Raw genomic sequence first — 23,047 nt, forward strand, 5'->3', positions numbered from 1 at the left:
CGTCTCAATTCAGATAGCGTGGCTGCGGCGCGAAGCCGGCAGCAGTTTGGCAATAGGTTCGGCGCCGGCAAGATGCTGGCCGAAATTGGCGTTATAGGTGGCGATGATTTCGCCGGCGATGGAGATGGCGATCTCCACCGGAAGCTTGCCCTTGACCTCGGGGAGGCCCATGGGGCAACGCATGCGTTGCAACTGCGCGGCGTCAAAGCCGCGATCACGCAGGCGGTGTTCGAATTTGACCCGCTTGGTTTTCGAGCCGATCAGGCCGAAGTAGGCGAAGTCGTTGCGCTTGAGCAGGGCGGCGGTCAGTTCCAGGTCCAGCGCGTGGTTGTGGGTCATGACGATGCAGTAGCTGCCTGCAGGCAGGTCGGCAATTTCGTCGACCGGCTCTTCGCTGACAATTTTACGCACGCCTTCGGGGATGTGCTGCGGGAATTCCTGCTCGCGGGAATCGATCCAGCGCACCCGGCAGGGCAGACTCGCCAGCAATGGTACCAACGCACGGCCGACGTGGCCGGCGCCAAACACGGCGATGTGCGCTTGCGCCTGGTCCATGGGTTCGAACAGCAGCACGGTCACGCCGCCGCAGCACTGGCCCAGGCTGGCGCCGAGGCTGAAGCGCTCCAGATGGGTGTTCTGCTGGCCGCGCACCAGCATGTCCCGGGCGATCTGCATCGCCTTGTATTCCAGGTGCCCGCCGCCGATGGTGTCGAAGGTGTGCGCGGCGCTGATGACCATCTTGGAACCGGCGTTGCGCGGGGTTGAGCCGAGTTCTTCGATGATGGTGACGAGCACGCAGGGTTCGCCCTGGTTTTGCAGGGTGGCGAGGGCGCTGATCCAGTTGTCCATGTCTACCTCCAGTCAGATCGTTCCCACGCTCCGCGTGGGAATGCATACCGTGACGCTCAGCGTCACTAGAGCGGACGCACAGCGTCCAGGGCGGCATTCCCACGCGGAGCGTGGGAACGATCAACAGCCTTTAGCGCCCGCAACTGCCGCATCTGTTCACACCCCCACAACACCCGCTCGGGCGTGGCCGGCGCATCGATCCTGGGCTGCTGGCGATAGTCAGCCAAGCTCGCCACCGCATCCTTGATTGCACACCACGAAGCAATCCCGAGCATGAACGGCGGCTCGCCCACGGCCTTGGAATGGAACACCGTGTCCTCCGGGTTCTTGCGGTTCTCTACCAGCCTCACCCGCAAGTCCAGCGGCATGTCGGCCACTGCCGGGATCTTGTAGCTCGCCGGGCCGTTGGTCATCAGCTTGCCCTTGTTGTTCCACACCAGCTCTTCCATGGTCAGCCAGCCCATGCCCTGGATGAAGCCGCCTTCCACCTGGCCGATGTCGATGGCCGGGTTCAGCGAAGCGCCGACGTCATGCAGGATGTCGGTGCGTAGCATCTTGTATTCACCGGTCAGAGTGTCGACGATCACTTCGCAGCAAGCCGCCCCGAAGGCGTAGTAGTAGAACGGTCGCCCGCGTGACTGGCTGCGGTCGTAGAAAATTTTCGGGGTTTTGTAGAAACCTGTGCTGGAGAGCGATACCTGGGCGAAATACGCCTGCTGGATCAACGCCTCGAAGCTCAGGATCTGCTCGCGCACGCGCACATGGCCGTTGCGAAACTCCACGTCCGCCTCGCTTACGTCGTACTTGCGCGCCGCAAACTCCACCAGGCGCTGCTTGATGGTTTCGGCCGCATTCTGCGCGGCCTTGCCGTTCAGGTCGGCGCCGCTGGAGGCAGCGGTGGGCGAGGTGTTGGGTACCTTGTCGGTGTTGGTGGCGGTGATCTGGACGCGGTCGATTTCTACCTGGAATACCTCGGCCACGACTTGCGCGACCTTGGTATTCAAGCCCTGGCCCATCTCGGTGCCGCCGTGGTTCAGGTGGATGCTGCCATCAGTGTAGATATGGATCAGCGCGCCGGCCTGGTTGAGGAAGCTGGCGGTGAACGAAATACCGAATTTCACCGGGGTCAGCGCCAGGCCTTTTTTCAGGATCGGGCTGTGGGCGTTGTACAGGCGGATTGCTTCGCGGCGCTCGGCATATTGGCTGCTGGCTTCCAGTTCGGCGGTCATTTCTTCGAGCATGTTGTGCTCGACGGTCTGGTAGTAGTGGGTGACGTTGCGCTCGGTCTTGCCGTAGTAGTTGGCCTTGCGCACCGCCAGCGGGTCTTGGCCCAGATGGCGCGCGATGGCGTCCATTACCTCTTCGATGGCGACCATGCCTTGGGGGCCGCCGAAGCCGCGATAGGCCGTGTTGGAGGCCGTGTTGGTCTTGCAGCGATGGCCATTGACCGTGGCGTCGCCCAGGTAATATGAGTTGTCGGCGTGGAACATGGCGCGGTCGACAATCGAGTTGGACAGGTCCGGCGAACAACCGCAGTTACCCGCCAGCTCCAGGTTGATGCCGTGCAGTCGGCCGTTGTCGTCAAACCCCACGTCGTATTCGATATAGAAGGGGTGGCGCTTGCCGGTCATCAGCATGTCTTCGACCCGTGGCAGGCGCATCTTGGTCGGCTGGCCAGTGAGGCGTGCCACCACGGCGCACAGGCATGCCGGGCTGGCGGCCTGGGTTTCCTTGCCGCCAAAGCCACCGCCCATGCGGCGCATGTCGACCACGATCTTGTTCATCGACACATCCAGCACTTCGGCCACCAGCTTCTGCACTTCGGTGGGGTTTTGCGTGGAACAGTAGACGATCATGCCTCCGTCTTCGGTGGGCATCACCGAAGAGATCTGGGTTTCCAGATAAAAGTGTTCCTGGCCACCGATATGCAAGGTGCCCTGGATACGGTGCTTGGCACTCGCCAGCGCAGTGGCCGAATCGCCGCGCTGGTGGGTGTGGCTGTCGAGCACGAAGTGCTTGTTGCGAAACGCCTCGACCACATCCAGTACCGGTTCCAGGTCTTCATATTCGATCACCGCCGCCATCGCCGCCTTGCGGGCGGTCTCCAGGTCGCGGGCGGCCACGGCCAGTACCACCTGGCCCACGAACTGCACGGTGTCGATGGCCAGCAGCGGGTCGCCGGGCATCAACGGGCCAATGTCTTTCAGTCCCGGTACGTCTTCATGGGTGATGGCAATGCGTACGCCGTCGAAGGCGTAGCAGGGCGCGGTGTCGATGCTGATGATCCGGGCATGGGCGCGGTCGGACATGCGCGCATACAGGTGCAACTGGTTGGGAAATTCCAGGCGGTCGTCGATGTACTGCGCTTCACCGCTGACGTGCTTGGCGGCGCTGTCATGCTTGACGCTGCGACCTACCCCGGTGGTGAGGTCCTGGGCAAAGAGTGCGGCAAGTTCAGCCTCGGTTTTTACCACGGCGTGATGGTTAGACATAAGCGGTCACCCGAGTCTCGATGTGCGGCGTTTGCAGTTCGATGAAGTATTTGCGCAGCAGGTTTTGCGCGCTGAGCAGGCGATATTCCTTGCTGGCGCGGAAGTCCGAGAGTGGGGTGAAGTCCTGTGCCAGGGCGGCGCAGGCTTTCTCGACCGTGGCCAAGTTCCAGATGGCGCCCACCAACGCGGCCTCGCAATTTTTTGCGCGTTTTGGCGTGGCGGCCATGCCTCCGAAGGCAACGCGAGCCGCGCTGATCACACCGTTGTCGATGTTCAGGTTGAACGCTGCGCACACCGCGGAAATATCGTCGTCCAGGCGCTTGGACACTTTGTAGGCCCGGAACAGCGTGTGGCCCTTGGGCACGATGATGGTCTCGATGAACTCGCTGTCCTGGCGGGCGGTGACGCGGTAGTCGATGAAGTAGTCTTCCAGCGCCAGGGTGCGGCGGGTGTTGCCTTTGCACAGCACGATCTGTGCGCCCAGGGCAATCAGCAGCGGCGGCGAATCACCAATGGGCGAAGCGTTGCCAATATTGCCGCCCAGGGTGCCCTGGTTGCGGATTTGCAGGGAGGCGAAGCGCTGCAGCAGTTCGCCGAAGTCCGGGTATTCGTGGTGCAGCGCGGCGTAGCAGTCGGAGAGGGCGGTGGCCGCGCCGATTTCCAGGCGGTCGTCGAACTGCTCGATGCGCTTCATGGCTTCAATGTTGCCGACGTAGATCATCACCGGCAGGGTGCGGTGGAACTGGGTGACCTCCAGCGCCAGGTCAGTGCCGCCGGCCAGCAGGCGGGCTTGCGGGTAGGCGTCATAGAGGTCGGCCAGGTCGGCGACGGTCAGTGGCACCAGGCAGCGCTTGTCACCGCTGTTGAGTTCACCGGTTTGCGTCGGCGCGATGGCTTTGAGGCGGGCGATGGTTTCAGCCTGGCGGCTGTCGAATTGATCCTGGGGCTTGTTGCAGCAGGCCTGTTCGGCGGCGGCGAGGATCGGGCGATAACCGGTGCAACGACACAGGTTGCCGGCCAGGGCTTCATGGGCTTTCTGGCTGTCGGGGGCATCGCTGTTCTTTTGCAGGGCAAACAGCGACATCACGAAACCTGGGGTACAAAAGCCGCACTGCGAACCGTGGCACTCGACCATGGCCTGTTGCACGCTGTGCAGTTGGCCCTGGTGCTTGAGGTCTTCGACGCTGATCAGTTGTTTGCCGTGCAGTGACGACACGAACGTCAGGCAGGAATTGAGGCTGCGATAACGAATCTGCTCGACACCTTGCTCGTCGGTGCGCAACTCGCCGACCACCACGGTGCACGCGCCACAGTCGCCGCTGGCGCAGCCTTCCTTGGTACCGGATTTGCCCACATGCTCGCGCAGATAGTTGAGCACGGTCAGGTTGGGGTCCAGGGCGTGCTCGCTACGGAGTTCCTGGTTAAGTAAAAACTGGATCACGGAAGGCCTCGCAGACTCATTATTGTTGTTAACCGCTTTGCGCCGAATCTAGTCATGTCTGACTTTTCGGTCAATGGTTTTCTGACCTAAGGGTCAAGAAAATACGATCACAACACTTTCAATTATGGTTCAGTCTTCTGGAACCGGCGTTTTTGGCGGCTTACAGGCTTTCAACGTTGCTTATTTCGTGCCAAATTCGCCAAGGTTGGCGTAGCGCCATCAGCGGGCCAATGCGCTACACTGCCGCGCTTGTACCGATAGCAGATTTCGAAGGGAAAACATGACGTTCAAGGCGCCGGACAGTCTCGCCGAGCAAATTGCTCACCACCTCGCCGAACGTATCATTCGCGGCGATCTCATGCCTGGGGAGCGAATCCAGGAACAGAAAGTCACGCTGGCGCTCAACGTCAGCCGTGGTTCCGTGCGCGAAGCTTTGCTGATCCTTGAGCGCCGCCATCTGATTGCGATCCTGCCGCGCCGTGGCGCCCACGTCACCGAACTCACCGCGCACAAGGTGCAGAGCCTGTGTACGTTGATGGGCGAGATGTACATCCTGCTCGGCAATGCGGTTGCCGAAGGCTGGCAGACCCAGGCCGACATGGCGCCGTTTCTGCAGATCCAGCAACGCCTTCAATTGAGCCTGGAGCGTGAGGACATCCGCGCTTTCGTCGAAGAAAGCTTCAATGTGATGCGCGCTGCGTACCCCTTCGCCAACAACCCGTATTTGCAGGAAACCGTCGAAAACCTGCAACCGGCGATGAACCGCGCCTATTACCTGGCGCTGGATCAGCGCAAGGCGTCCATGAGCGAGTTCCTGGCGCTGTTCGAGCAATTGCTCGCCGCAGTACTGGCCCGTGACCTGGTGCAGATTCGCCTGGTGCTCACAGCCTATTGCCAGCGCAGCAGTTCGCTGGTCATCGCAGCCTTGGCGGACGCCTAAGCGTGCGGCTCAAGTGCATCAAGTTGGCGGGGTTCAAATCCTTTGTCGACCCGACCACCGTCAACTTCCCCAGCAACATGGCGGCGGTGGTGGGGCCCAATGGCTGCGGCAAGTCGAACATCATCGACGCCGTGCGCTGGGTGATGGGCGAGAGCTCGGCGAAAAACCTGCGCGGCGAGTCGATGACCGACGTCATCTTCAACGGCTCCACCAGCCGCAAGCCGGTGAGCCAGGCCAGTATCGAACTGGTATTCGATAATTCCGACGGCACCCTGATCGGCGAATACGCAGCCTACGCGGAAATTTCCATCCGTCGTAAAGTCACCCGCGACAGCCAGAACAGTTACTTCCTCAACGGCACCAAGTGTCGCCGTCGCGATATCACCGATATCTTCCTTGGCACTGGCCTGGGCCCGCGCAGCTACTCGATCATCGAGCAGGGCATGATCTCCAAGCTGATCGAAGCCAAGCCCGAAGACCTGCGCAACTTTATCGAAGAAGCGGCTGGCATCTCCAAATACAAGGAGCGCCGCCGCGAGACTGAAAACCGTATCCGCCGCACCCACGAAAACCTCGCCCGGCTGACCGACCTGCGCGAAGAGCTGGAGCGCCAGCTCGAACGCCTGCACCGCCAGGCCCAGGCCGCCGAGAAGTATCAGGAATACAAGGGTGAAGAGCGCCAGCTCAAGGCGCAATTGTCGGCCCTGCGCTGGCAAGCATTGAATGACCAGGTGGGCCAGCGCGAAGCGATTATTGGCACCCAGGAAGTCAGTTTTGAAGCATTGGTGGCCGAGCAGCGTAATGCCGACGCCAGCATTGAGCGCCTGCGTGACGGTCACCATGAGTTGTCCGAACGCTTCAATCTGGTGCAAGGCCGCTTCTATTCGGTCGGCGGTGACATTGCCCGGGTCGAGCAGAGTATCCAGCACGGCCAGCAGCGTTTGCGCCAGTTGCAGGATGACTTGAAGGAAGCCGAGCGCGCACGCCTGGAGACCGAGTCGCACCTGGGCCATGACCGTACCTTGCTGCTGACCCTGGGCGAAGAGCTGGACATGCTCACCCCCGAGCAGGAAATCACCAGCGCCGCCGCCGAAGAAGCCGCCGCCGCCCTGGAAGAATCCGAAGCCACCATGCACGGCTGGCAGGAACAGTGGGACGCCTTCAACCTGCGATCCGCCGAGCCACGCCGCCAGGCCGAGGTGCAGCAGTCGCGCATCCAGCAGTTGGAAACCAGCATGGAACGTCTGGCCGAGCGCCAGCGTCGGTTGCAGGAGGAGCGCGTATTGCTCGCTGCCGATCCGGAAGACGCGGCGATCATGGCGCTGAGCGAACAGCTGGCCGAAAGCGAAATGACCCTGGAAGAGCTGGAGGCCAGCGAAGAACAGCAAGTGGAGCGCCTGGAGCAACTGCGCCAGCAATTGCACACCGCGACCCAGGCGCAGCAGCAAGCCCAGGGCGACTTGCAGCGGCTCAATGGTCGGTTGGCTTCGTTGGAAGCCTTGCAGCAGGCCGCGCTCGACCCAGGCACCGGCACCGCCGAATGGCTGCGCGACCAGCATTTGGCCGAGCGCCAGCGCCTGGCTGAAGGCTTGAAAGTCGAAGCCGGCTGGGAACTGGCGGTGGAAACCGTGTTGGGTGCCGATCTGCAAGCGGTGCTGGTGGATGATTTTGCGGGTTTCGACCTGGTCGGGTTTGCCCAGGGCGATTTGCGCCTGCTCAGCCCGGCGCCCGAGGGTGCACGGGTGCCGGGCAGCTTGCTGGACAAGGTCGAGGCGGCGATGGATCTGTCGCCATGGCTGGGCCAGGTCAGGCCCGTGGAGACCCTTGAGCAAGCCTTGGCCCAACGCGGCCAATTGGCGACCGGCGAAAGCTTGATCAGCCGCGATGGTTATTGGGTCGGCCGCCACTTCCTGCGCGTGCGCCGCGCCAGTGAGGCGGAAAGTGGCGTATTGGCCCGTGGCCAGGAAATCGTCAACCTGAGCGCCGAGCGTGAAGAACGCGAAGCCACACTGGAAAGCCTGGAAACCGAACTGCAAACCCTGCGCGCTACCCAGCGCCAGCAGGAAACCGGCCGCGAACACCTGCGTCGGCTGTTGCAGGACGAAGCGCGCCAGCAAGGCGAGTTGAAAGCCCAACTTTCCGCGAGCAGAGCCAAGGTCGAGCAATTGACCCTGCGCCGCACCCGTCTTGACGAAGAAGTGGCCGAGATGGGCGAACAGCGCGCCCTGGAACATGAACAGATCGGTGAAGCGCGCCTGCACTTGCAGGAAGCCCTCGACAGCATGGCCCTGGACACCGAACAGCGCGAGTTGCTGCTGGCCCAGCGCGACAGCCTGCGCGAGCGCCTTGACCGCGTGCGCCAGGAAGCCCGGCAGCACAAGGACCACGCCCATCAGTTGGCCGTACGCCTGGGCTCGTTGCGCGCCCAGCATGATTCCACGCGCCAGGCCCTTGAGCGCCTGGAGATGCAGTCCGAACGCCTGACCGAAAAGCGCGAGCAACTGAGCCTCAACCTGGAGGAGGGCGAGGTGCCGCTGGAAGAGCTGCGCCTCAAGCTTGAGGAATTGCTCGACAAGCGCATGACCGTCGATGTCGAACTCAAGACCGCCCAGATCGCCCTGGAAGACGCCGACCGTGAACTGCGCGACGCCGAAAAGCGTCGCACCATGGCCGAGCAGCAATCGCAGTTGATCCGCGGCCAGCTCGAACAACAGCGTATGGAATGGCAAGCCCTCACCGTGCGCCGCAAGACCTTGCAAGACCAATTGCTGGAAGACGGCTATGACCTGCACGGCGTGCTCAACACCCTGACCGCCCAGGCCAACGAGAAAGACGCCGAAGAAGAACTTGAACGGATTGCCGCACGTATTCAACGCCTGGGCGCGATCAACCTCGCCGCTATCGATGAGTACCAGCAGCAGTCCGAGCGTAAACGTTATCTGGATGCCCAGGACGCCGATCTGGTTGAAGCCCTGGACACCCTGGAAAACGTGATCCGCAAGATCGACAAGGAAACCCGCAACCGCTTCAAAGATACCTTTGATCAGATTAATGGCGGTTTACAGGCGTTATTCCCAAAAGTTTTCGGTGGTGGCAGCGCCTACTTGGAACTGACGGGCGAAGATCTACTCGATACAGGGGTAACGATCATGGCGCGGCCTCCGGGCAAGAAGAACAGCACCATCCATTTATTGTCTGGCGGCGAAAAAGCCCTGACCGCATTGGCCCTGGTATTTGCCATCTTCAAGTTGAACCCGGCGCCGTTCTGCATGCTCGACGAAGTTGACGCGCCGCTGGATGACGCTAACGTTGGACGCTACGCTCGGTTGGTCAAAGAGATGTCCCAGACCGTGCAGTTCATCTATATCACCCACAACAAGATCGCCATGGAAATGGCCGACCAGTTGATGGGGGTGACGATGCATGAGCCTGGATGTTCGCGATTGGTAGCGGTGGATGTGGAAGAGGCGATGGCGATGGTGGAATCCTGAGCCACGCCGGGAGAGAGAATTTACAGCACGCTGTAGGGCGATTTACCGGTCTGGGGAAAGTGGCAAATGGACATATTTGTTCAAGGCATTTTGACAGACGGTGTAAAGTTATCTTTGGTCGTGCTAGTTTAATGTCAATTTTTCGTGTGCGTGGGCAAAACGTCAGTCAGAACATAGAGTTGGCGCCACGTTTTAAAGCGGTTTGCACGGTGCTAAACCCCTTATTTTTCAGCATTTTTTATTAGAGGCACGGGATTACATGGAAATCGGTCTGCGCGAGTGGCTGATCGTCATCGGCATTATTGTCATTGCCGGTATTCTTTTTGATGGCTGGCGCCGCATGCGCGGTGGCAAGGGCAAGCTCAAGTTCCGGCTGGACCGAAACCTGTCCAACTTGCCTGATGACGACGGCGCCGCCGAGCTGCTGGGGCCGCCCCGTGTGCTGGATACCCATAAAGAGCCGCAACTGGACGAGCACGACCTGCCGTCGATGAGCGCCCCGCTGCGTGAAGCCCGCGAGCCGTCGTCCAAGCGTGGCAAGCGCGGTAGCGCGGCGGTTGCCGAGCCGCACCAGGGCGACCTGAACCTCGACGTCGATGATGGCCCGAGCTTCAGCAGCCGCGATGACGATTTCCCGGACGAGACGTCCGCCAAGAGTGCGGCGCGCCAATCGGTCAACGATCAGCCGGCTGCCGAAGAAGTCCTGGTCATCAGCGTGATCTGCCGCGATGCCGGTGGCTTCAAGGGCCCTGCGCTGTTGCAGAACATTCTCGAAAGCGGCCTGCGTTTTGGCGAGATGGATATCTTCCATCGTCACGAAAGCATGGCCGGTAACGGCGAAGTGCTGTTCTCCATGGCCAACGCGGTCAAGCCGGGCACGTTCGATCTGGACGATATCGACCTGTTCAGCACCCCGGCGGTGAGTTTCTTCCTTGGCCTGCCAGGCCCGCGTCACCCCAAACAAGCGTTCGACGTGATGGTGGCCGCTGCCCGCAAGCTGTCCCAGGAGCTCAACGGCGAGCTCAAGGACGACCAGCGCAGCGTGCTCACCGCCCAGACCATCGAACACTACCGTCAGCGCATCGTCGAGTTCGAGCGTCGCGCCCTGACACAGAAACGCTGAGGATCGATCTTAAGCGTTGTCTGTAGAATCCGTGCACTAACATATTGAGCAGCTTCGGCTGCTCTTTTGCTTTATGAGAGAACACCCATGACCGCCGCCCAAACCCGCATCCTCGAACTGCGCGCTGAGCTGGATCAGCACAACTATCGCTACCACGTCCTCGACGAGCCGAGCATTCCGGACGCCGAATACGACCGCCTGTTCCACGAGCTCAAGGCCCTGGAGGCCGAGCACCCGGAACTGGTGACGCGTGACTCACCGACGCAGCGGGTCGGCAGTGCGGCATTGTCGGCGTTCACCCAGGTCAAGCACGAGATCCCGATGCTCAGCCTGGGCAACGCCTTCGATGAAACCACCATGCTGGAGTTTGATCGCCGGGTCACCGAGGGCCTTGATCTGCCGGTGGGCGATCTATTTGGCGCTGGCGCGGCGGTGGAATACAGCTGCGAGCCGAAGCTGGATGGCCTGGCGGTCAGCCTGCTGTACCAGGATGGCGAGCTGGTGCGCGGTGCCACCCGGGGCGACGGCACCACCGGCGAGGACATCAGCGTCAATGTGCGCACCGTGCGCAATATCCCCCTGAAACTGCACGGCACTGGCTGGCCAGCCACCCTGGAAGTGCGCGGTGAAGTGTTCATGTCCAAGGCCGGTTTCGAGCGGTTGAACGCCTCGCAACTGGAAGTGGGCGGCAAGACCTTCGCCAACCCGCGCAACGCCGCGGCGGGCAGCCTGCGCCAACTGGATTCGAAGATCACCGCCAGTCGCCCGCTGGAATTCTGCTGCTATGGCATCGGCCAGGTGACCGCGGATATCAGCGACACCCATATCGGCAACCTCAAGCAGTTGCAGAAGTGGGGTATGCCGATCAGCCACGAATTGAAGCTGGCCAAGGGTATCCAGGAATGTCTGGACTACTACCGCGACATCGGCGAGCGCCGCAATGCGCTGGGCTATGAAATCGACGGCGTGGTGTTCAAGGTCAACAGCATTGCCTACCAGCGTGAACTGGGCTTCCGTGCCCGCGAGCCGCGCTGGGCGATCGCGCACAAATTCCCGGCCATGGAAGAACTCACTGAGCTGCTCGACGTGGAGTTCCAGGTCGGTCGTACCGGTGCGGTCACGCCGGTGGCGCGCCTCAAGCCGGTCAAGGTGGCCGGCGTGACCGTGTCCAATGCCACCCTGCATAACATGGACGAAGTGGCACGCTTGGGGCTGATGATTGGCGACACCGTGATCATCCGCCGCGCCGGTGATGTGATTCCGCAGGTGGTCTCGGTGGTCACCGAGCGCCGCCCGGAAAACGCCCGCGCCGTGCAGATCCCGCAGAATTGCCCGGTGTGCGGTTCCCATGTGGAGCGCACGCAACTGGTCAAGCGTAGCAAGGGCAAGGAAACCGTCAGCGAAGGCGCGGTGTACCGTTGCGTCGGGCGCCTGGCCTGCGGTGCGCAACTCAAGCAGGCAATCATTCATTTCGTCTCGCGCCGGGCCATGGACATCGACGGCCTGGGCGACAAGACCATCGAGCAACTGGTGGATGAACAGCTCATCGGTTCGCCGGCCGATCTCTACAAACTCAAATATGAACAGATCATCGACCTGGAAGGCTTTGCCGATATCTCCAGCAAGAAGCTGATCAGCGCCATCGAAAACAGCAAGACCCCGACCCTGGCACGCTTTATCTACGCCTTGGGCATTCCCGATGTGGGCGAGGAGACGGCCAAGGTCCTGGCGCGCTCGCTGGCGTCCCTGGAGCGCGTTCAAAAGGCGTTGCCAGAGGTGCTGACGTACTTGCCGGATGTAGGTCTGGAAGTGGCCCATGAGATCCATAGCTTCTTTGAAGACGGGCACAACCAGCAGGTGATTGGCGCGCTATTGTCACCGGACGAATGCGGTTTGCAATTGCAGGAGCAGGGCGAACTCAGCGCGGAATTCGCCGCCAGCACCACCTTGGGCGGTTTGCTCGACAAGCTGCACGTTCCGTCGGTGGGTCCAGGTGCTGCGCAGAAACTCGCGGACAAGTTCGGTTCGCTGGAAGGCGTCATCAAGGCTGACTGGCTCGATATGCGCCAGGCGCTGCCCGAGAAGCAAGCCAAGGCTGTGCGGGACTTTTTCGATAATGCCGACAACGCCAGCCATGCCTTGGCCATCGAGCAGCAGCTCAAGGACTTTGGTATGCATTGGCAGAGCGAGAAAAAGGTCGTTGAAGGCTTGCCCGAAGCCGGGCACACCTGGGTACTCACGGGCTCCCTGGAGCTGATGAGCCGCGATGTGGCCAAGGACAAGCTCGAAAGCCTGGGGGCCAAGGTGGCCGGTTCCGTTTCGGCGAAAACCCACTGTGTGGTGGCGGGACCGGGCGCTGGCTCGAAACTGGCCAAGGCCAATGAGCTGGGCCTGAAAGTACTGGACGAAGAGGCCTTCGTCGCCTTCCTGGCCAAGCACAACATCACCGTCTGATTGATCGTCCCCACGCTCCGCGTGGGAACGCATCCTGTGACACTCCGCGTCACGGCCTTCGCGCAGACGCAGAGCGTCCAAGGCGGCATTCCCACGCGGAGCGTGGGAACGATCTCTCAACACTGTAGGAGCGAGCTTGCTCGCGAAGAACCGGAGGACGCCGCTGTGAACCAGGCAGCCCGCGTTATCGTTAACGATCTTCGCGAGCAAGCTCGCTCCTACAGGGAGCAGTTGAACGATCCCGAGCGAGAAATGATCTAGTCTCTGTCACCCAGGGAGAGATCGCCATGTTCCGCTACTTCGAGCAACTCAGCACGCGCATCGCCGCTCCGTTCATGGCCGAAACCTCGCGCAACAGCAAGGTGTGGCAATGCCGGTGTGGCCAGTCGCTGTTCTTTCGCAACAGCCAGTGCCTGGCCTGCCAGGCGGCATTGGGTTACCAGCCGCAGCAAAGCCGCCTGTCGTCCTTGCAACCTGGGCCGGCGGTCGGTACTTGGCTGGCGGACGATAATCTCGATGCCGGCGCATTCCGGCGCTGTGCAAACCTCGATTCACCCGCCGCCTGCAACTGGCTGATTCCTGCCCACAGCACCGCGCCGTTGTGCGTGGCCTGTAGCCTGAACCGCACCATTCCTGATCTCTCGGTTCCGGAAAACCCCGAACGCTGGCGCAAGGTTGAAACCGCCAAGCGCCGCTTGGTGGCGCAACTGATCAGTCTAGGCCTGCAAGTGGTGCCCAAAAGCGTTGACGAAGAGGCTGGCCTGGCCTTCGACTTCATCGGTATCGACCAGGAAGGCAACGCGCCCACCACCGGCCACGCCAATGGGCTGATCACCCTGGACATCAAGGAAGCCGACGACGCCCACCGCGAAAAAGTCCGTGTACAGATGCGCGAGCCATACCGGACCTTGCTTGGCCATTTTCGCCATGAAGTCGGCCATTACTACTGGGATCGCCTGATCGCCAACAGTCACTGGCTCACACCTTTTCGCAACCTGTTCGGCGACGAACGCGCCAGTTATGCCGAGGCCCTCGACCGGCACTACCAGAACGGCCCGCGCCCGGATTGGCAACTCACCTGCGTGAGCGCCTACGCCACCATGCACCCCTGGGAAGACTGGGCCGAAACCTGGGCTCACTACCTGCACATGATGGACGCCGTGGACACGGCCCTGGGCTTTGGTATGAGCGCCCGCGAGATGGACCTGGATTACCAGCCATTCCCCCTGACCACGCTCTACGACCCTCAACACCCTGGCGGCCCGGCATTCCTCTGCTTCGTCAATGCCTGGATCGAACTGGCCGGCATGCTCAACGAACTGTCCCGCGCCATGGGCCAGCCGGATTTCTACCCCTTCGTGCTGCCGCCCGCGGTGATTGCCAAGCTGCACTTTATTCACCTGGTCATCCAGGAAGAGGGCGGCAGGGCCGATGGGGTTATGGCAAGTGCTTGAGCCTTCTCATTTTTTAATCCGGAACCAACGGTTGTAACTTCCGATGAGATGGGTACAATGGCGCGGCTTGCCGAGAGGCAGCGTCGTTATGGTGACCCCATCGGTCCCTCCGCAACGATTACCCGTGAACCTGGTCAGAGCCGGAAGGCAGCAGCCACAGCGGGAACATTGTGTGCCGGGGTGTGGCTGGTGGGGTTGCCTCCATAACGCTCCCTCCTGCAGTCCCTTCTAAAACTCAAGTTATTTTCAGCCAGTCATCTGTGATGCTTCCTGCACAGTGCATGACGGTCATTTCGCGTCTAGTGGCATACTCCCAAGCGTCTCTTCCCCAGGCTACGAGGCTCTATGCACTCGGAACATTTCGACTTATCCAGCCCCGTATTCTTGCCGATCACCGAGCACACCTGTGCGGGTTTGTTGGGCGGCGAGGGTTTCGATGCGCTTGTAGCCCTGAGTGAGCCCGAATTGGCGGCGGTGCTGGTGATCCAGAACCTGGCGCAGGTGCCGGAAAGCGAGCTGAGCGCCAATGGTGCTGAAAAAGTGTTGGCCAAACTGGTTGACTGGGCAGTCGATGCCAGCCATTCGGCCAGTGTGTCCCTGCTCTCTGAAGCGCAGCGGCTGTTCGATCAGAGGAAGCTGTACTTCGGCCTCAATGTGGTCAAAAGCCTGAAGCTGCGCTTTCTGCTGGAGGAGGAAGTACAGGCTCGGGACTATCTGTTGCCCAGTGGCAAATGGGACGTCGAGTATAAAGTCCGCCACCTCAAGGCCAATGATCCGTTCAGCCAGCAGGTAATCACGCCCAGGCATCGCGAGCGCTGGTTGAGCGCTGAGCAAGACAAGCTGCTCAGAACCTTCCGCGCTAACCTGAACGAAGACCTGCATGTTCAAGGCTATGCAGGCATTGGCAAGAGTCACCTGCTGGTGGCCTTGCTGGAGCACCTGCGCCCGGAAAAGACCTTACTGTTGGCACGCACCCCGGCAAAACTCGAAACCCTGCGTGCGCGCATGGTGGGAGCGCGGGAGCGTAAGGTCGGGCATACCTTCCAGGACTTCGCCCATGCTCTGTTGCATGGCCCGAGGCCAAAGCCGCTGAATACGCCGGTGAGGGTGCCGACCAAGCAGGCGCTCGCTCAAGAACTGAATATCTTTGGTTTCCGCCGCCTGGAAGGGCAAGCGGTGGTGGAGGTGTGCCTCAAGGTGCTTGAGGCCTACTGCCGCTCCTGGGAGTACAGCTTGTCGGCCCAGCATTTGCCACATTTCAAGCAACCGCTCGCCGGCGTCGATGCCAGGGCGCTGCTCGAATATGCCAGCCGGTTATGGGGCTACCTAGAGGCGAACCCGGCCTGGGGCCGGCATACCGGGTTTGAAGCCTTGTTGATGATCAAGCGCGCCAGCCTTGCAGGCTGCGTGGTGCCCGAGCGCTATACCCACGTGCTCATCGATGAGAGCCAGGACATCCCGGCGCCGCTGTTGCAAATCATCGAGCGCGGGCGCCAGGTGCTGATCACTTTGGGGGATGAATATCAGCAGGCCAGTGGCGGCGTGGTCAAGCGTGCCCGTGAGGTTCGCCATACCGACGTGTGCTACTCCGTGCGTTCCGGGCGCAATGTCGAGCGCCTGGTCAACCCGTTGATCAGCTTGCACTCGGAAAAAAGCAAATCGCTTTTCGAGGGCGCGCGCGATGCCGATGTCGGCATTGAGTTTTATCCGCAGGGTTTCGTGCCCCCGCAAGGTTGCGTGGTGTTGACCGCTTCCCATTGGGACACCATGCAGTGGGCGATCCAGTTGAGCCACGCCCGCTGTGCGTTCGGCCTCGCGAGCAAAGAGGCCCAGCAGTCGCTCAAGCATTTCATGGACACGGTTATCGCGTTGTTCAAACCCGATTTCTATAGCAATGAGTTCAATGACCTCGGCCCCCATGCGTTTTTCAGCGACATGGCCGATTGGCAGCAGGTGCGCGAAGCCTGCCAGTTCGATGAGGCGTTTCTGTGGGTCGAGGCCGAGCTGGAAAAAGGCTTTAACGTGGCGGATGTCACGCGTTTGAACAGGTTGATTGGCCATCCGGACGAGCGCGTCCTGTTGATGCTGGCGCAGGATGCGGGCGGCATGGAGTTCGACCGGGTACTGCTCACCCCGGAATTGTTGACCAATGTGAAGTTCCAGGACGCTTACGCGTTCGATCAACGACTCTGTGCGGTGTATATCGCGATTTCACGGGCCAGGGTGCAGTTGTACCTGCCCTACGATGTGGTCGAGTGGCTCGACTATCACAAGTATCAAAAGACCCGTGAATCCCACGGTTACTGACGGATTTAATCCGGCTGTTTCACAACTTTCATAACGTCCTCTGGACAATCCGCAGACCGCCTTGTTAGCTTGCGCCGGCCACTTGTTTCAGAATATGACAAGGGCTTGGATTTGATATTGAAGTGCTATCACTTCTTTCACTCACAAGGATGTCTGTCATGAAAAGCCTGCAAGGGTTGCCTCGTCTTATCAGCGCGTCGGTAGGGACGCCCGGCAAAGCCCGCAACTTGCCCGCCGATGTTCAGTGCATCCAGTATTTATTCAATTTGATCATTCCCAAGATGGGGTTTGCCTTGCTGGAAAACGGCAAGTGCGACGGCCAGTTGGTGCAATGCATCAGCCAGTATCAGTTTCGCCATCTCAAGTACGCCCATCCCGATGGCGTGATCGACCCCACCGGGCGGACGTTCAACAGTCTGATCGAAGAGGCGCTGAAGGTACCGGTGCGGGCTTTTCCCAATACGCGCATTCCGACGTTTCTCAACATTTTCGGCAATAACAACGTCGATGCGGTACAGGCCACGGTCAATGTGTACCTGGACCGCGTGCGTGCGGTGATCGAGGCCGAGCGGCGTAACCGGCAGTTGATGATGCAGTCCACCTGCGATGGCGGGACGACATTGAGCGACACGGATTTCCAGAACGCCGCCAAGCAATTGGGCAACGGCATTTCGGTGAATGTGGTCAAGGCGTTCGCCACGGTGGAGTCGGGCGGGAAGGTGGGGTTCGGGCCCGCCAAGTTGCCGATCATCGCTTTTGAAGGGCACCACTTTCGCAAGTACACCAAGCACATCTACGACCAGTCGCAGCCGTTGCTGTCGTATATCTACAAGAAAAAAGCCGGCCCGCAATGGCAGACGAACAATAAGGATCAGGTCAAGGCCTGGGAGACCATGGCCACCGCCTTTGCGCTGGACCAGGAAGCCGCCTTGATGTCGGCCTCCTGGGGCATGTTTCAAATCATGGGGTTCAATTTTGCTGCGTGCGGATTCAAGACGGTGTTTGAGTTCGTGGCGTCATTAAAGATCAATGCCGGTAACCAACTCAAAGCCTATCTCAGCCTTTGCAGCCACAACTCGGCATTATTGAGCGCCATGAAAAACAAGGATTTTACCGCCATGGCCCGAAACTATAACGGCGATGATTACGGCAACTATGACGTCCTGATGAAACAAGCCTACGAAGCCTTTGAAGGGAAGAAATAAGATGATTCGTTATCTGGCGATGGGAGTGTTGTCGTGGTGCGCCGTGGCGCCTGCGTTGGCCGGCTCGGCGGCGTTGCATTCAGGCAAATATGAAGGGCTGATGCTGGCGGTGACGCCGGGGCATCAGGTGGAGGGTTTCTACCAGGAATCGATGGGCGAGGGTGTGGCACGTGGTTGCACGTTCTACTTGCAAGGCAAGCCCGAAGCGCTCACCACCTGGCTGGACGCTGCCTACCCAGGCAGTGTGGCAGCGGCGTCCGACGGGGTGACCCTGACCGTGGCGCAGGGCCGTCAACACCCCGGCTGCATCAATGTGCTGATGCCGGAAATCGCCACCGGCCTGGAGCTGAGCCAGACCGCCAGCAAACAATGGATCGGCTTGGTGACGGTGTCTGCCGACAAGGCTTACTTGCTGAAAACGCCGGGCGCCAAAGCGGCAAAGCGGCCTTACATCGTCAAGCATGACGTGGTGGGCGTACTGGCGTTCAAGGACGGCTGGGCGCAGGTGGAGTTCATCAACGCTGATGACCGTTCGTTCACAGGCTGGATCAGCCAGGGCCAGTACGCACGGTTGGCTGCGCCGAAGCCCTGAATTGTAGGAGCGAGCTTGCTCGCGAAAAACGTCAACGATAACGCGTGCCTCCTGAATAAACGCGGCGCTTGTGATTTTTTCGCGAGCAAGCTCGCTCCTACTTGGTATCAGGGCGATTTTCGTCGCACATTTAGGACTGTGTCAGCCAAAGGTCTCGCGCAGTAGCCCGGCAAACGCATCTCGCGCCAGGTGCCGCTGGGTGTCCGTGTGCCAGAACAACAGGTTGTCCACGGGCGCCAGTGCTTCAAAGCGATACGATGCCAGTTGATTGGCCTGTTCATAGCGCGCCAGGATCCCCTCGGGTGCCAACGCCACGCCAATCCCCGCGCTCACGCATCCGATGATCGTGCCCCAACTGGCGTAGCTGGCGATTGCTGGCTTGATGTCATGGGGCTTGAGCCAGTTTTCCAGGGCGGCGCGATAAGGGCAGCCCGGCGGCCACACCAGCAGGGTTCGGCCGGCCAGGTCCTCGGCACTGTTGATAGGTGCGCTGCACGCGCTGGCGATCAGCACCAGGCGCTCGCTGTAGACCACGCTCTGTTCCAGCTTCGTGCGTTTGCCGCCGGCAGCCACCAGCGCCACATCCAGGCGGTGGTGCTGCAGGTCGTCCAGCAGTTGCGCCCAGGCACCGGTGACCAGTTCCAGGCTGACATCGGGATAACGCCGGTGGTATTCCGCCAGTAGCGGCGGCAAGCGCCCGCTGGCGCTGGATTCCACCGCACCGATGCGCAAGGTGCCACGGGGAATGGCGCTGGCATCCACGGCGCGTTTGGATTCATCCACCAAGGCCAGGATACGTTCGCAGTAATCCAGGAAGATCTCTCCCGCGGCGCTGATCGCCAGCCCTCGGCCAGCACGGATAAACAGCGGTGTGCCCAACTCGCTTTCCAGCTGCTTGATGCGCGTGGTGATATTGGACGGCACGCAGTGCAATTGCAGCGCAGCCTGGGCCACGCTGCCGGTTTGCGCCACGGCTCGCACCATTTTCAGTTGGGCCAGTTCCATTGCTCAGTTCCAATGATTTCAGAAGTCAGAAACGCTTAATTGTCCTATGCCTTGCCTGGGCCAAGACTGGCAGCATTCCTTTTGCGTGGATGCTGTCGATGAATACTCCGTCACCTCTGAAGCTTACGCTAGTCATTGCCAGCGTCATCCTCTGTTGGGCGTATTCCCCCATCGGCGTGCACATGGGGCTGCACAGTTACAGCCCCGGCCAATTGGCGCTGCTGCGGTTTTTGATCGCGTCGGTATTCATGGGCGGCGTGGCCTCGGTGTTGGGAATTGGACGGCCACCATTGCGCGACCTGCCGTGGTTGTTGGTGCTGGGCTTTTTCGGGGTGTTCCTGCACCACACCAGTCTCAATTACGGGCAGCAATGGGTGACGGCGGCAGCGTCGAGTGTGTTGGCACAGTCGGCGCCGTTGTTCAGTGTGTTGATTGCGTTTTTGTGCTTGAAGGAGCAGGTCAGCGCCTGGCGCTGGGGCTGCGTGCTGTTGGGGTTGGCCGGCGTAGTGGTGGTGATCTGGGGCGACCGGGGCATAGGCGATATCAACCCACGGGGTTTGCTGATCTTGTTGGCGGCTTGCTCATGGAGTGTGTACTTCGCCATTCAGCGACATTACGCCCATCGCTACAGCCCGTTGACGATGGCGTGCTACATGGTGTGGTCCGGCACCCTGATGCTGTGCGTGAACCTGCCGGGCCTGCCCGTCGCCATCGTGCAGGCACCGATGGTGGAGAATCTTGCCGTGCTGGTGCTGGGCATTTTTCCCAGTGCCTTGGCCTATCTGGCCTGGGGTTACGTGTTGAAGCACGTCGAGGTCAGTCGTGCGTCGGTGGCGATGTACCTGATTCCACCGGTTGCCATGCTGATGGCCGCCACGCTGCTTGGCGAACACGTCACCCTGCAGGTGATGCTGGGCGCGGTGATCGTGCTGGCAAGTGTCGCCGCTATCAGTCTGGAAGGGAATTGGCGCCCCAAGGTGCCAGCAAAACGCCCGCAGGTGCCCTCCGGGAGGCCAATCGAACAAGCTTCGTCAGATTAGAAGAGCGTGCCGGATGCAATTTCCCCCTTGCTCCGCTAGCATTACCGGCTTCTGCTTCCCAGTTGCGACGGTTTTCGATGAGTTATCAGGTTCTTGCACGTAAATGGCGCCCGCGCTCGTTCCGCGAAATGGTCGGCCAGACCCATGTGCTCAAGGCTCTGATCAATGCCTTGGACAGCCAACGGCTGCACCATGCCTACCTGTTCACCGGTACGCGTGGGGTGGGCAAGACCACGATTGCGCGCATCATCGCCAAGTGCCTGAATTGTGAAACCGGTATTACCTCGACGCCTTGTGGCACCTGTTCGGTGTGCCGTGAGATCGACGAAGGGCGTTTCGTCGACCTGATCGAGATCGATGCCGCGAGCCGAACCAAGGTCGAAGACACCCGCGAGCTGCTGGACAACGTGCAGTACGCGCCGAGCCGTGGCCGCTTCAAGGTCTACCTGATCGACGAAGTGCACATGCTGTCCAGCCACTCCTTCAACGCCTTGTTGAAAACCCTGGAAGAGCCGCCGCCCTACGTCAAGTTCATCCTGGCCACCACCGACCCGCAGAAACTTCCGGCAACGATTTTGTCGCGGTGCCTGCAGTTCTCCCTGAAAAACATGACCCCCGAGCGTGTGGTCGAGCATTTGACCCATGTGCTGGGCGTCGAGAACGTACCGTTCGAAGACGACGCGCTGTGGTTGCTGGGCCGCGCCGCTGATGGTTCGATGCGCGATGCCATGAGCCTCACCGACCAGGCCATCGCGTTTGGTGAAGGCAAGGTCATGGCCGCCGACGTGCGCGCCATGCTCGGTACCCTGGACCACGGCCAGGTGTTCGACGTGCTGCACGCGCTGATCGAAGGAGACGCCAAGGCGTTGCTCGAAGCGGTGCGCCACCTGTCGGAGCAAGGCCCGGACTGGAATGGCGTGCTTTCGGAAATCCTCAACGTATTGCATCGCGTCGCCATCGCCCAGGCCCTGCCGGAAGGCGTGGACAACGGCCATGGCGACCGAGATCGCGTATTGGCCCTGGCCCAGGCCTTGCCGGCCGAAGACGTACAGTTCTACTACCAGATGGGCCTCATCGGTCGCCGCGACCTGCCCCTGGCACCCGACCCTCGGGGTGGCTTTGAAATGGTGCTGCTGCGCATGCTGGCATTCCGGCCGGCAGATTCGGCAGACGCACCGAGACAGCCGCTAAAGCCAGTGGGGATCAGCCAGGCCACAGTTGATTCCGCCAAACCAGTGGCTGGCGCGGCCGTTGTCGCGCCAGTAGTTACTGCGCCTGCGGTTGCTGTGCCTGAGCCGGTTGCGCCGGCACCTGAGCCCGAACCTGCGCCGGTTGCCGTCGCACCGGTGGTCGAGCCCGAGCCGGTCATCGAGCCCGAGCCCGTGGTCGACTTGCCTTGGAATGACCCGGTCGAAGCGCAAGTAGAGCCCGAGCAACAGCCCGCCGTGGAGCCCGTGCTGGAAACCACCGGCGAGCAACCCGAGCTGACGCCGATGCCTGCGCCGACTCCGGACAGCGTGGTGCCGGATGCCCCTGAGTGGGTATCGGCCCCCGTTCCTGAACCGACGGTCGCCCAGGTCGACGCGGCCACTCCCGGCATTGACCTGGACGACGAACCGCCGCTGGACGAAGACTACATCGAGCCGGACATGGATTCGGCCTACAGCTACCTGGACGATTTGGCCAGTGAGCACACCGCGGAACCTGCGCCCGAGCCCGAGGCAGAACCTGCCGCGGCCCCGGCTACCGGCCTGGCCCTGCAATGGCTGGAATTGTTTCCGAAATTGCCGATCTCCGGCATGACCGGCAGTATCGCCGCCAACTGCACCCTGATTTCCATCGAAGGCGACCACTGGCTGCTGCACCTGGACCCGGCCCATAGCGCCTTGTTCAACGCCACCCAGCAGCGCCGGCTCAACGACGCACTCAACCAGTACCATGGGCGCACGCTGACCATCGCCATCGAGCTGATCAAGCCCGAGCAGGAAACCCCGGCCCAGGCAGCGACCCGTCGGCGCCTTAACCGCCAGCGCGAGGCCGAGGACTCGATCCACGCAGATCCGCTTATCCAACAAATGATGCAACAGTTCGGTGCGGTCGTCCGCCACGATACTATTGAACCTGTCGAAGCCCCGGTGCCCCAAGCGTCATGACACCGGGCTACTCATTGATCCACGTACTTTTGAGGTGATTCCCATGATGAAAGGTGGCATGGCCGGCCTGATGAAGCAGGCGCAGCAGATGCAGGAAAAAATGGCCAAGATGCAGGAAGAGCTGGCCAACGCCGAAGTCACCGGTAAAGCCGGTGGCGATATGGTCAGCGTGGTGATGACCGGTCGTCACGACATCAAGCGTGTCAGCATCGACCCAAGCGTATTGCCGGGCGTGGGTGAAGATGACCTGGAAATGCTCGAAGCGCTGTTCGCCGCAGCCGTCAACGACGCTGTGCGCAAGATCGAAGCCAACAGCCAGGACAAAATGTCCGGCGTGACCGCTGGCATGCAACTGCCACCGGGCATGAAACTGCCGTTCTGATACACGCTTTAGCTAGACTCAAATGCCAGGCATCGCGCCTGGCATTTTTTTGGCCGGTCGAAACATCGAACCCCAGGCCTTCACCGATGGTCTGCACCCTATACCGTTGAAACCACTCA

At 60.9% G+C, this 23,047-nt stretch carries 15 protein-coding genes, 1 other RNA gene and 1 pseudogene; 12 read left to right on the forward strand and 5 right to left on the reverse strand.

From position 1 onward, the window contains the following. Nucleotides 1-9 precede the first annotated feature (9 nt). The 3 genes from xdhC to xdhA all read right to left on the reverse strand — a co-directional run bounded on the left by xdhC (nucleotide 10) and on the right by xdhA (nucleotide 4,782). Nucleotides 10-849 carry a xanthine dehydrogenase accessory protein XdhC gene (gene xdhC, locus FXO12_RS26765; RefSeq protein ID WP_057976248.1) on the reverse strand — a complete coding sequence of 280 codons (840 nt, stop codon included), beginning with the start codon at nucleotides 847-849 and terminating at the stop codon, nucleotides 10-12. A 65-nt stretch (nucleotides 850-914) separates the two neighbouring features. Beyond that, nucleotides 915-3,341 (reverse strand): xanthine dehydrogenase molybdopterin binding subunit, encoded by a 2,427-nt coding sequence (xdhB, locus tag FXO12_RS26770; protein WP_057976246.1) that lies wholly within the window; start codon nucleotides 3,339-3,341, stop codon nucleotides 915-917. Next, entirely contained in the window at nucleotides 3,334-4,782 is a 1,449-nt protein-coding gene (gene xdhA / locus FXO12_RS26775) for a xanthine dehydrogenase small subunit (RefSeq protein WP_057976245.1), read from the reverse strand. Before xdhA ends, xdhB begins: the two co-directional genes overlap by 8 nt. Before the next feature lie 280 nt (nucleotides 4,783-5,062). On the opposite strand from xdhA, the gene FXO12_RS26780 reads away from it, so the two are divergent. From FXO12_RS26780 to ligA, 4 genes are all read left to right on the forward strand, one after another. Beyond that, nucleotides 5,063-5,722, forward strand: a complete 660-nt coding sequence (locus FXO12_RS26780) for a GntR family transcriptional regulator (RefSeq protein ID WP_034128379.1) — start codon at nucleotides 5,063-5,065, stop codon at nucleotides 5,720-5,722. A 2-nt stretch (nucleotides 5,723-5,724) separates the two neighbouring features. Continuing rightward, nucleotides 5,725-9,213, forward strand: coding sequence for a chromosome segregation protein SMC (smc, locus tag FXO12_RS26785; RefSeq protein ID WP_057976243.1), 3,489 nt, complete (start codon nucleotides 5,725-5,727; stop codon nucleotides 9,211-9,213). A 259-nt stretch (nucleotides 9,214-9,472) separates the two neighbouring features. Continuing rightward, nucleotides 9,473-10,336, forward strand: coding sequence for a cell division protein ZipA (gene zipA, locus FXO12_RS26790; protein WP_054898611.1), 864 nt, complete (start codon nucleotides 9,473-9,475; stop codon nucleotides 10,334-10,336). An 87-nt stretch (nucleotides 10,337-10,423) separates the two neighbouring features. After that, a complete protein-coding gene (gene ligA / locus FXO12_RS26795; RefSeq protein ID WP_034128382.1) occupies nucleotides 10,424-12,790 on the forward strand; it encodes an NAD-dependent DNA ligase LigA in 2,367 nt (788 codons plus the stop codon). Nucleotides 12,791-12,910: 120 nt separating this feature from the next. Here ligA and FXO12_RS29240 read toward each other — a convergent pair. Then, a pseudogene (locus tag FXO12_RS29240) lies at nucleotides 12,911-13,000 on the reverse strand (outer membrane lipoprotein carrier protein LolA); the annotation flags it as partial. Nucleotides 13,001-13,077: 77 nt separating this feature from the next. Here FXO12_RS29240 and FXO12_RS26800 point away from each other — a divergent pair. The 5 genes from FXO12_RS26800 (at nucleotide 13,078) to FXO12_RS26820 (ending at nucleotide 18,348) form a co-directional block, all read left to right on the forward strand. Further along, nucleotides 13,078-14,244, forward strand: coding sequence for a putative zinc-binding metallopeptidase (locus FXO12_RS26800; protein WP_057976240.1), 1,167 nt, complete (start codon nucleotides 13,078-13,080; stop codon nucleotides 14,242-14,244). A 98-nt stretch (nucleotides 14,245-14,342) separates the two neighbouring features. Then, nucleotides 14,343-14,439, forward strand: an RNA gene (gene ffs / locus FXO12_RS26805) — signal recognition particle sRNA small type. 150 nt (nucleotides 14,440-14,589) lie between these two features. Beyond that, nucleotides 14,590-16,551 (forward strand): hypothetical protein, encoded by a 1,962-nt coding sequence (locus FXO12_RS26810; protein WP_057976239.1) that lies wholly within the window; start codon nucleotides 14,590-14,592, stop codon nucleotides 16,549-16,551. 158 nt (nucleotides 16,552-16,709) lie between these two features. Then, entirely contained in the window at nucleotides 16,710-17,756 is a 1,047-nt protein-coding gene (locus FXO12_RS26815; protein ID WP_034128386.1) for an N-acetylmuramidase family protein, read from the forward strand. A 1-nt stretch (nucleotide 17,757) separates the two neighbouring features. After that, complete coding sequence (locus FXO12_RS26820; RefSeq protein WP_034128387.1) at nucleotides 17,758-18,348, forward strand: hypothetical protein; 591 nt, start codon at nucleotides 17,758-17,760, stop codon at nucleotides 18,346-18,348. Between the two features lie 141 nt (nucleotides 18,349-18,489). Here FXO12_RS26820 and FXO12_RS26825 read toward each other — a convergent pair whose 3' ends face one another. Beyond that, nucleotides 18,490-19,353, reverse strand: coding sequence for a LysR family transcriptional regulator (locus FXO12_RS26825; RefSeq protein WP_060772981.1), 864 nt, complete (start codon nucleotides 19,351-19,353; stop codon nucleotides 18,490-18,492). Nucleotides 19,354-19,451: 98 nt separating this feature from the next. Here FXO12_RS26825 and FXO12_RS26830 point away from each other — a divergent pair, with 98 nt between their 5' ends. The 3 genes from FXO12_RS26830 to FXO12_RS26840 all read left to right on the forward strand — a co-directional run bounded on the left by FXO12_RS26830 (nucleotide 19,452) and on the right by FXO12_RS26840 (nucleotide 22,928). Next, nucleotides 19,452-20,393 carry a DMT family transporter gene (locus tag FXO12_RS26830; RefSeq protein WP_057976235.1) on the forward strand — a complete coding sequence of 314 codons (942 nt, stop codon included), beginning with the start codon at nucleotides 19,452-19,454 and terminating at the stop codon, nucleotides 20,391-20,393. Between the two features lie 77 nt (nucleotides 20,394-20,470). After that, nucleotides 20,471-22,546, forward strand: coding sequence for a DNA polymerase III subunit gamma/tau (gene dnaX / locus FXO12_RS26835; RefSeq protein WP_054898606.1), 2,076 nt, complete (start codon nucleotides 20,471-20,473; stop codon nucleotides 22,544-22,546). Nucleotides 22,547-22,589: 43 nt separating this feature from the next. Then, nucleotides 22,590-22,928 carry a YbaB/EbfC family nucleoid-associated protein gene (locus FXO12_RS26840; RefSeq protein WP_003193199.1) on the forward strand — a complete coding sequence of 113 codons (339 nt, stop codon included), beginning with the start codon at nucleotides 22,590-22,592 and terminating at the stop codon, nucleotides 22,926-22,928. Nucleotides 22,929-23,047: the final 119 nt, after the last annotated feature.

Source organism: Pseudomonas sp. J380, from assembly GCF_009827115.1.
Classification (GTDB): domain Bacteria; phylum Pseudomonadota; class Gammaproteobacteria; order Pseudomonadales; family Pseudomonadaceae; genus Aquipseudomonas; species Aquipseudomonas paracarnis.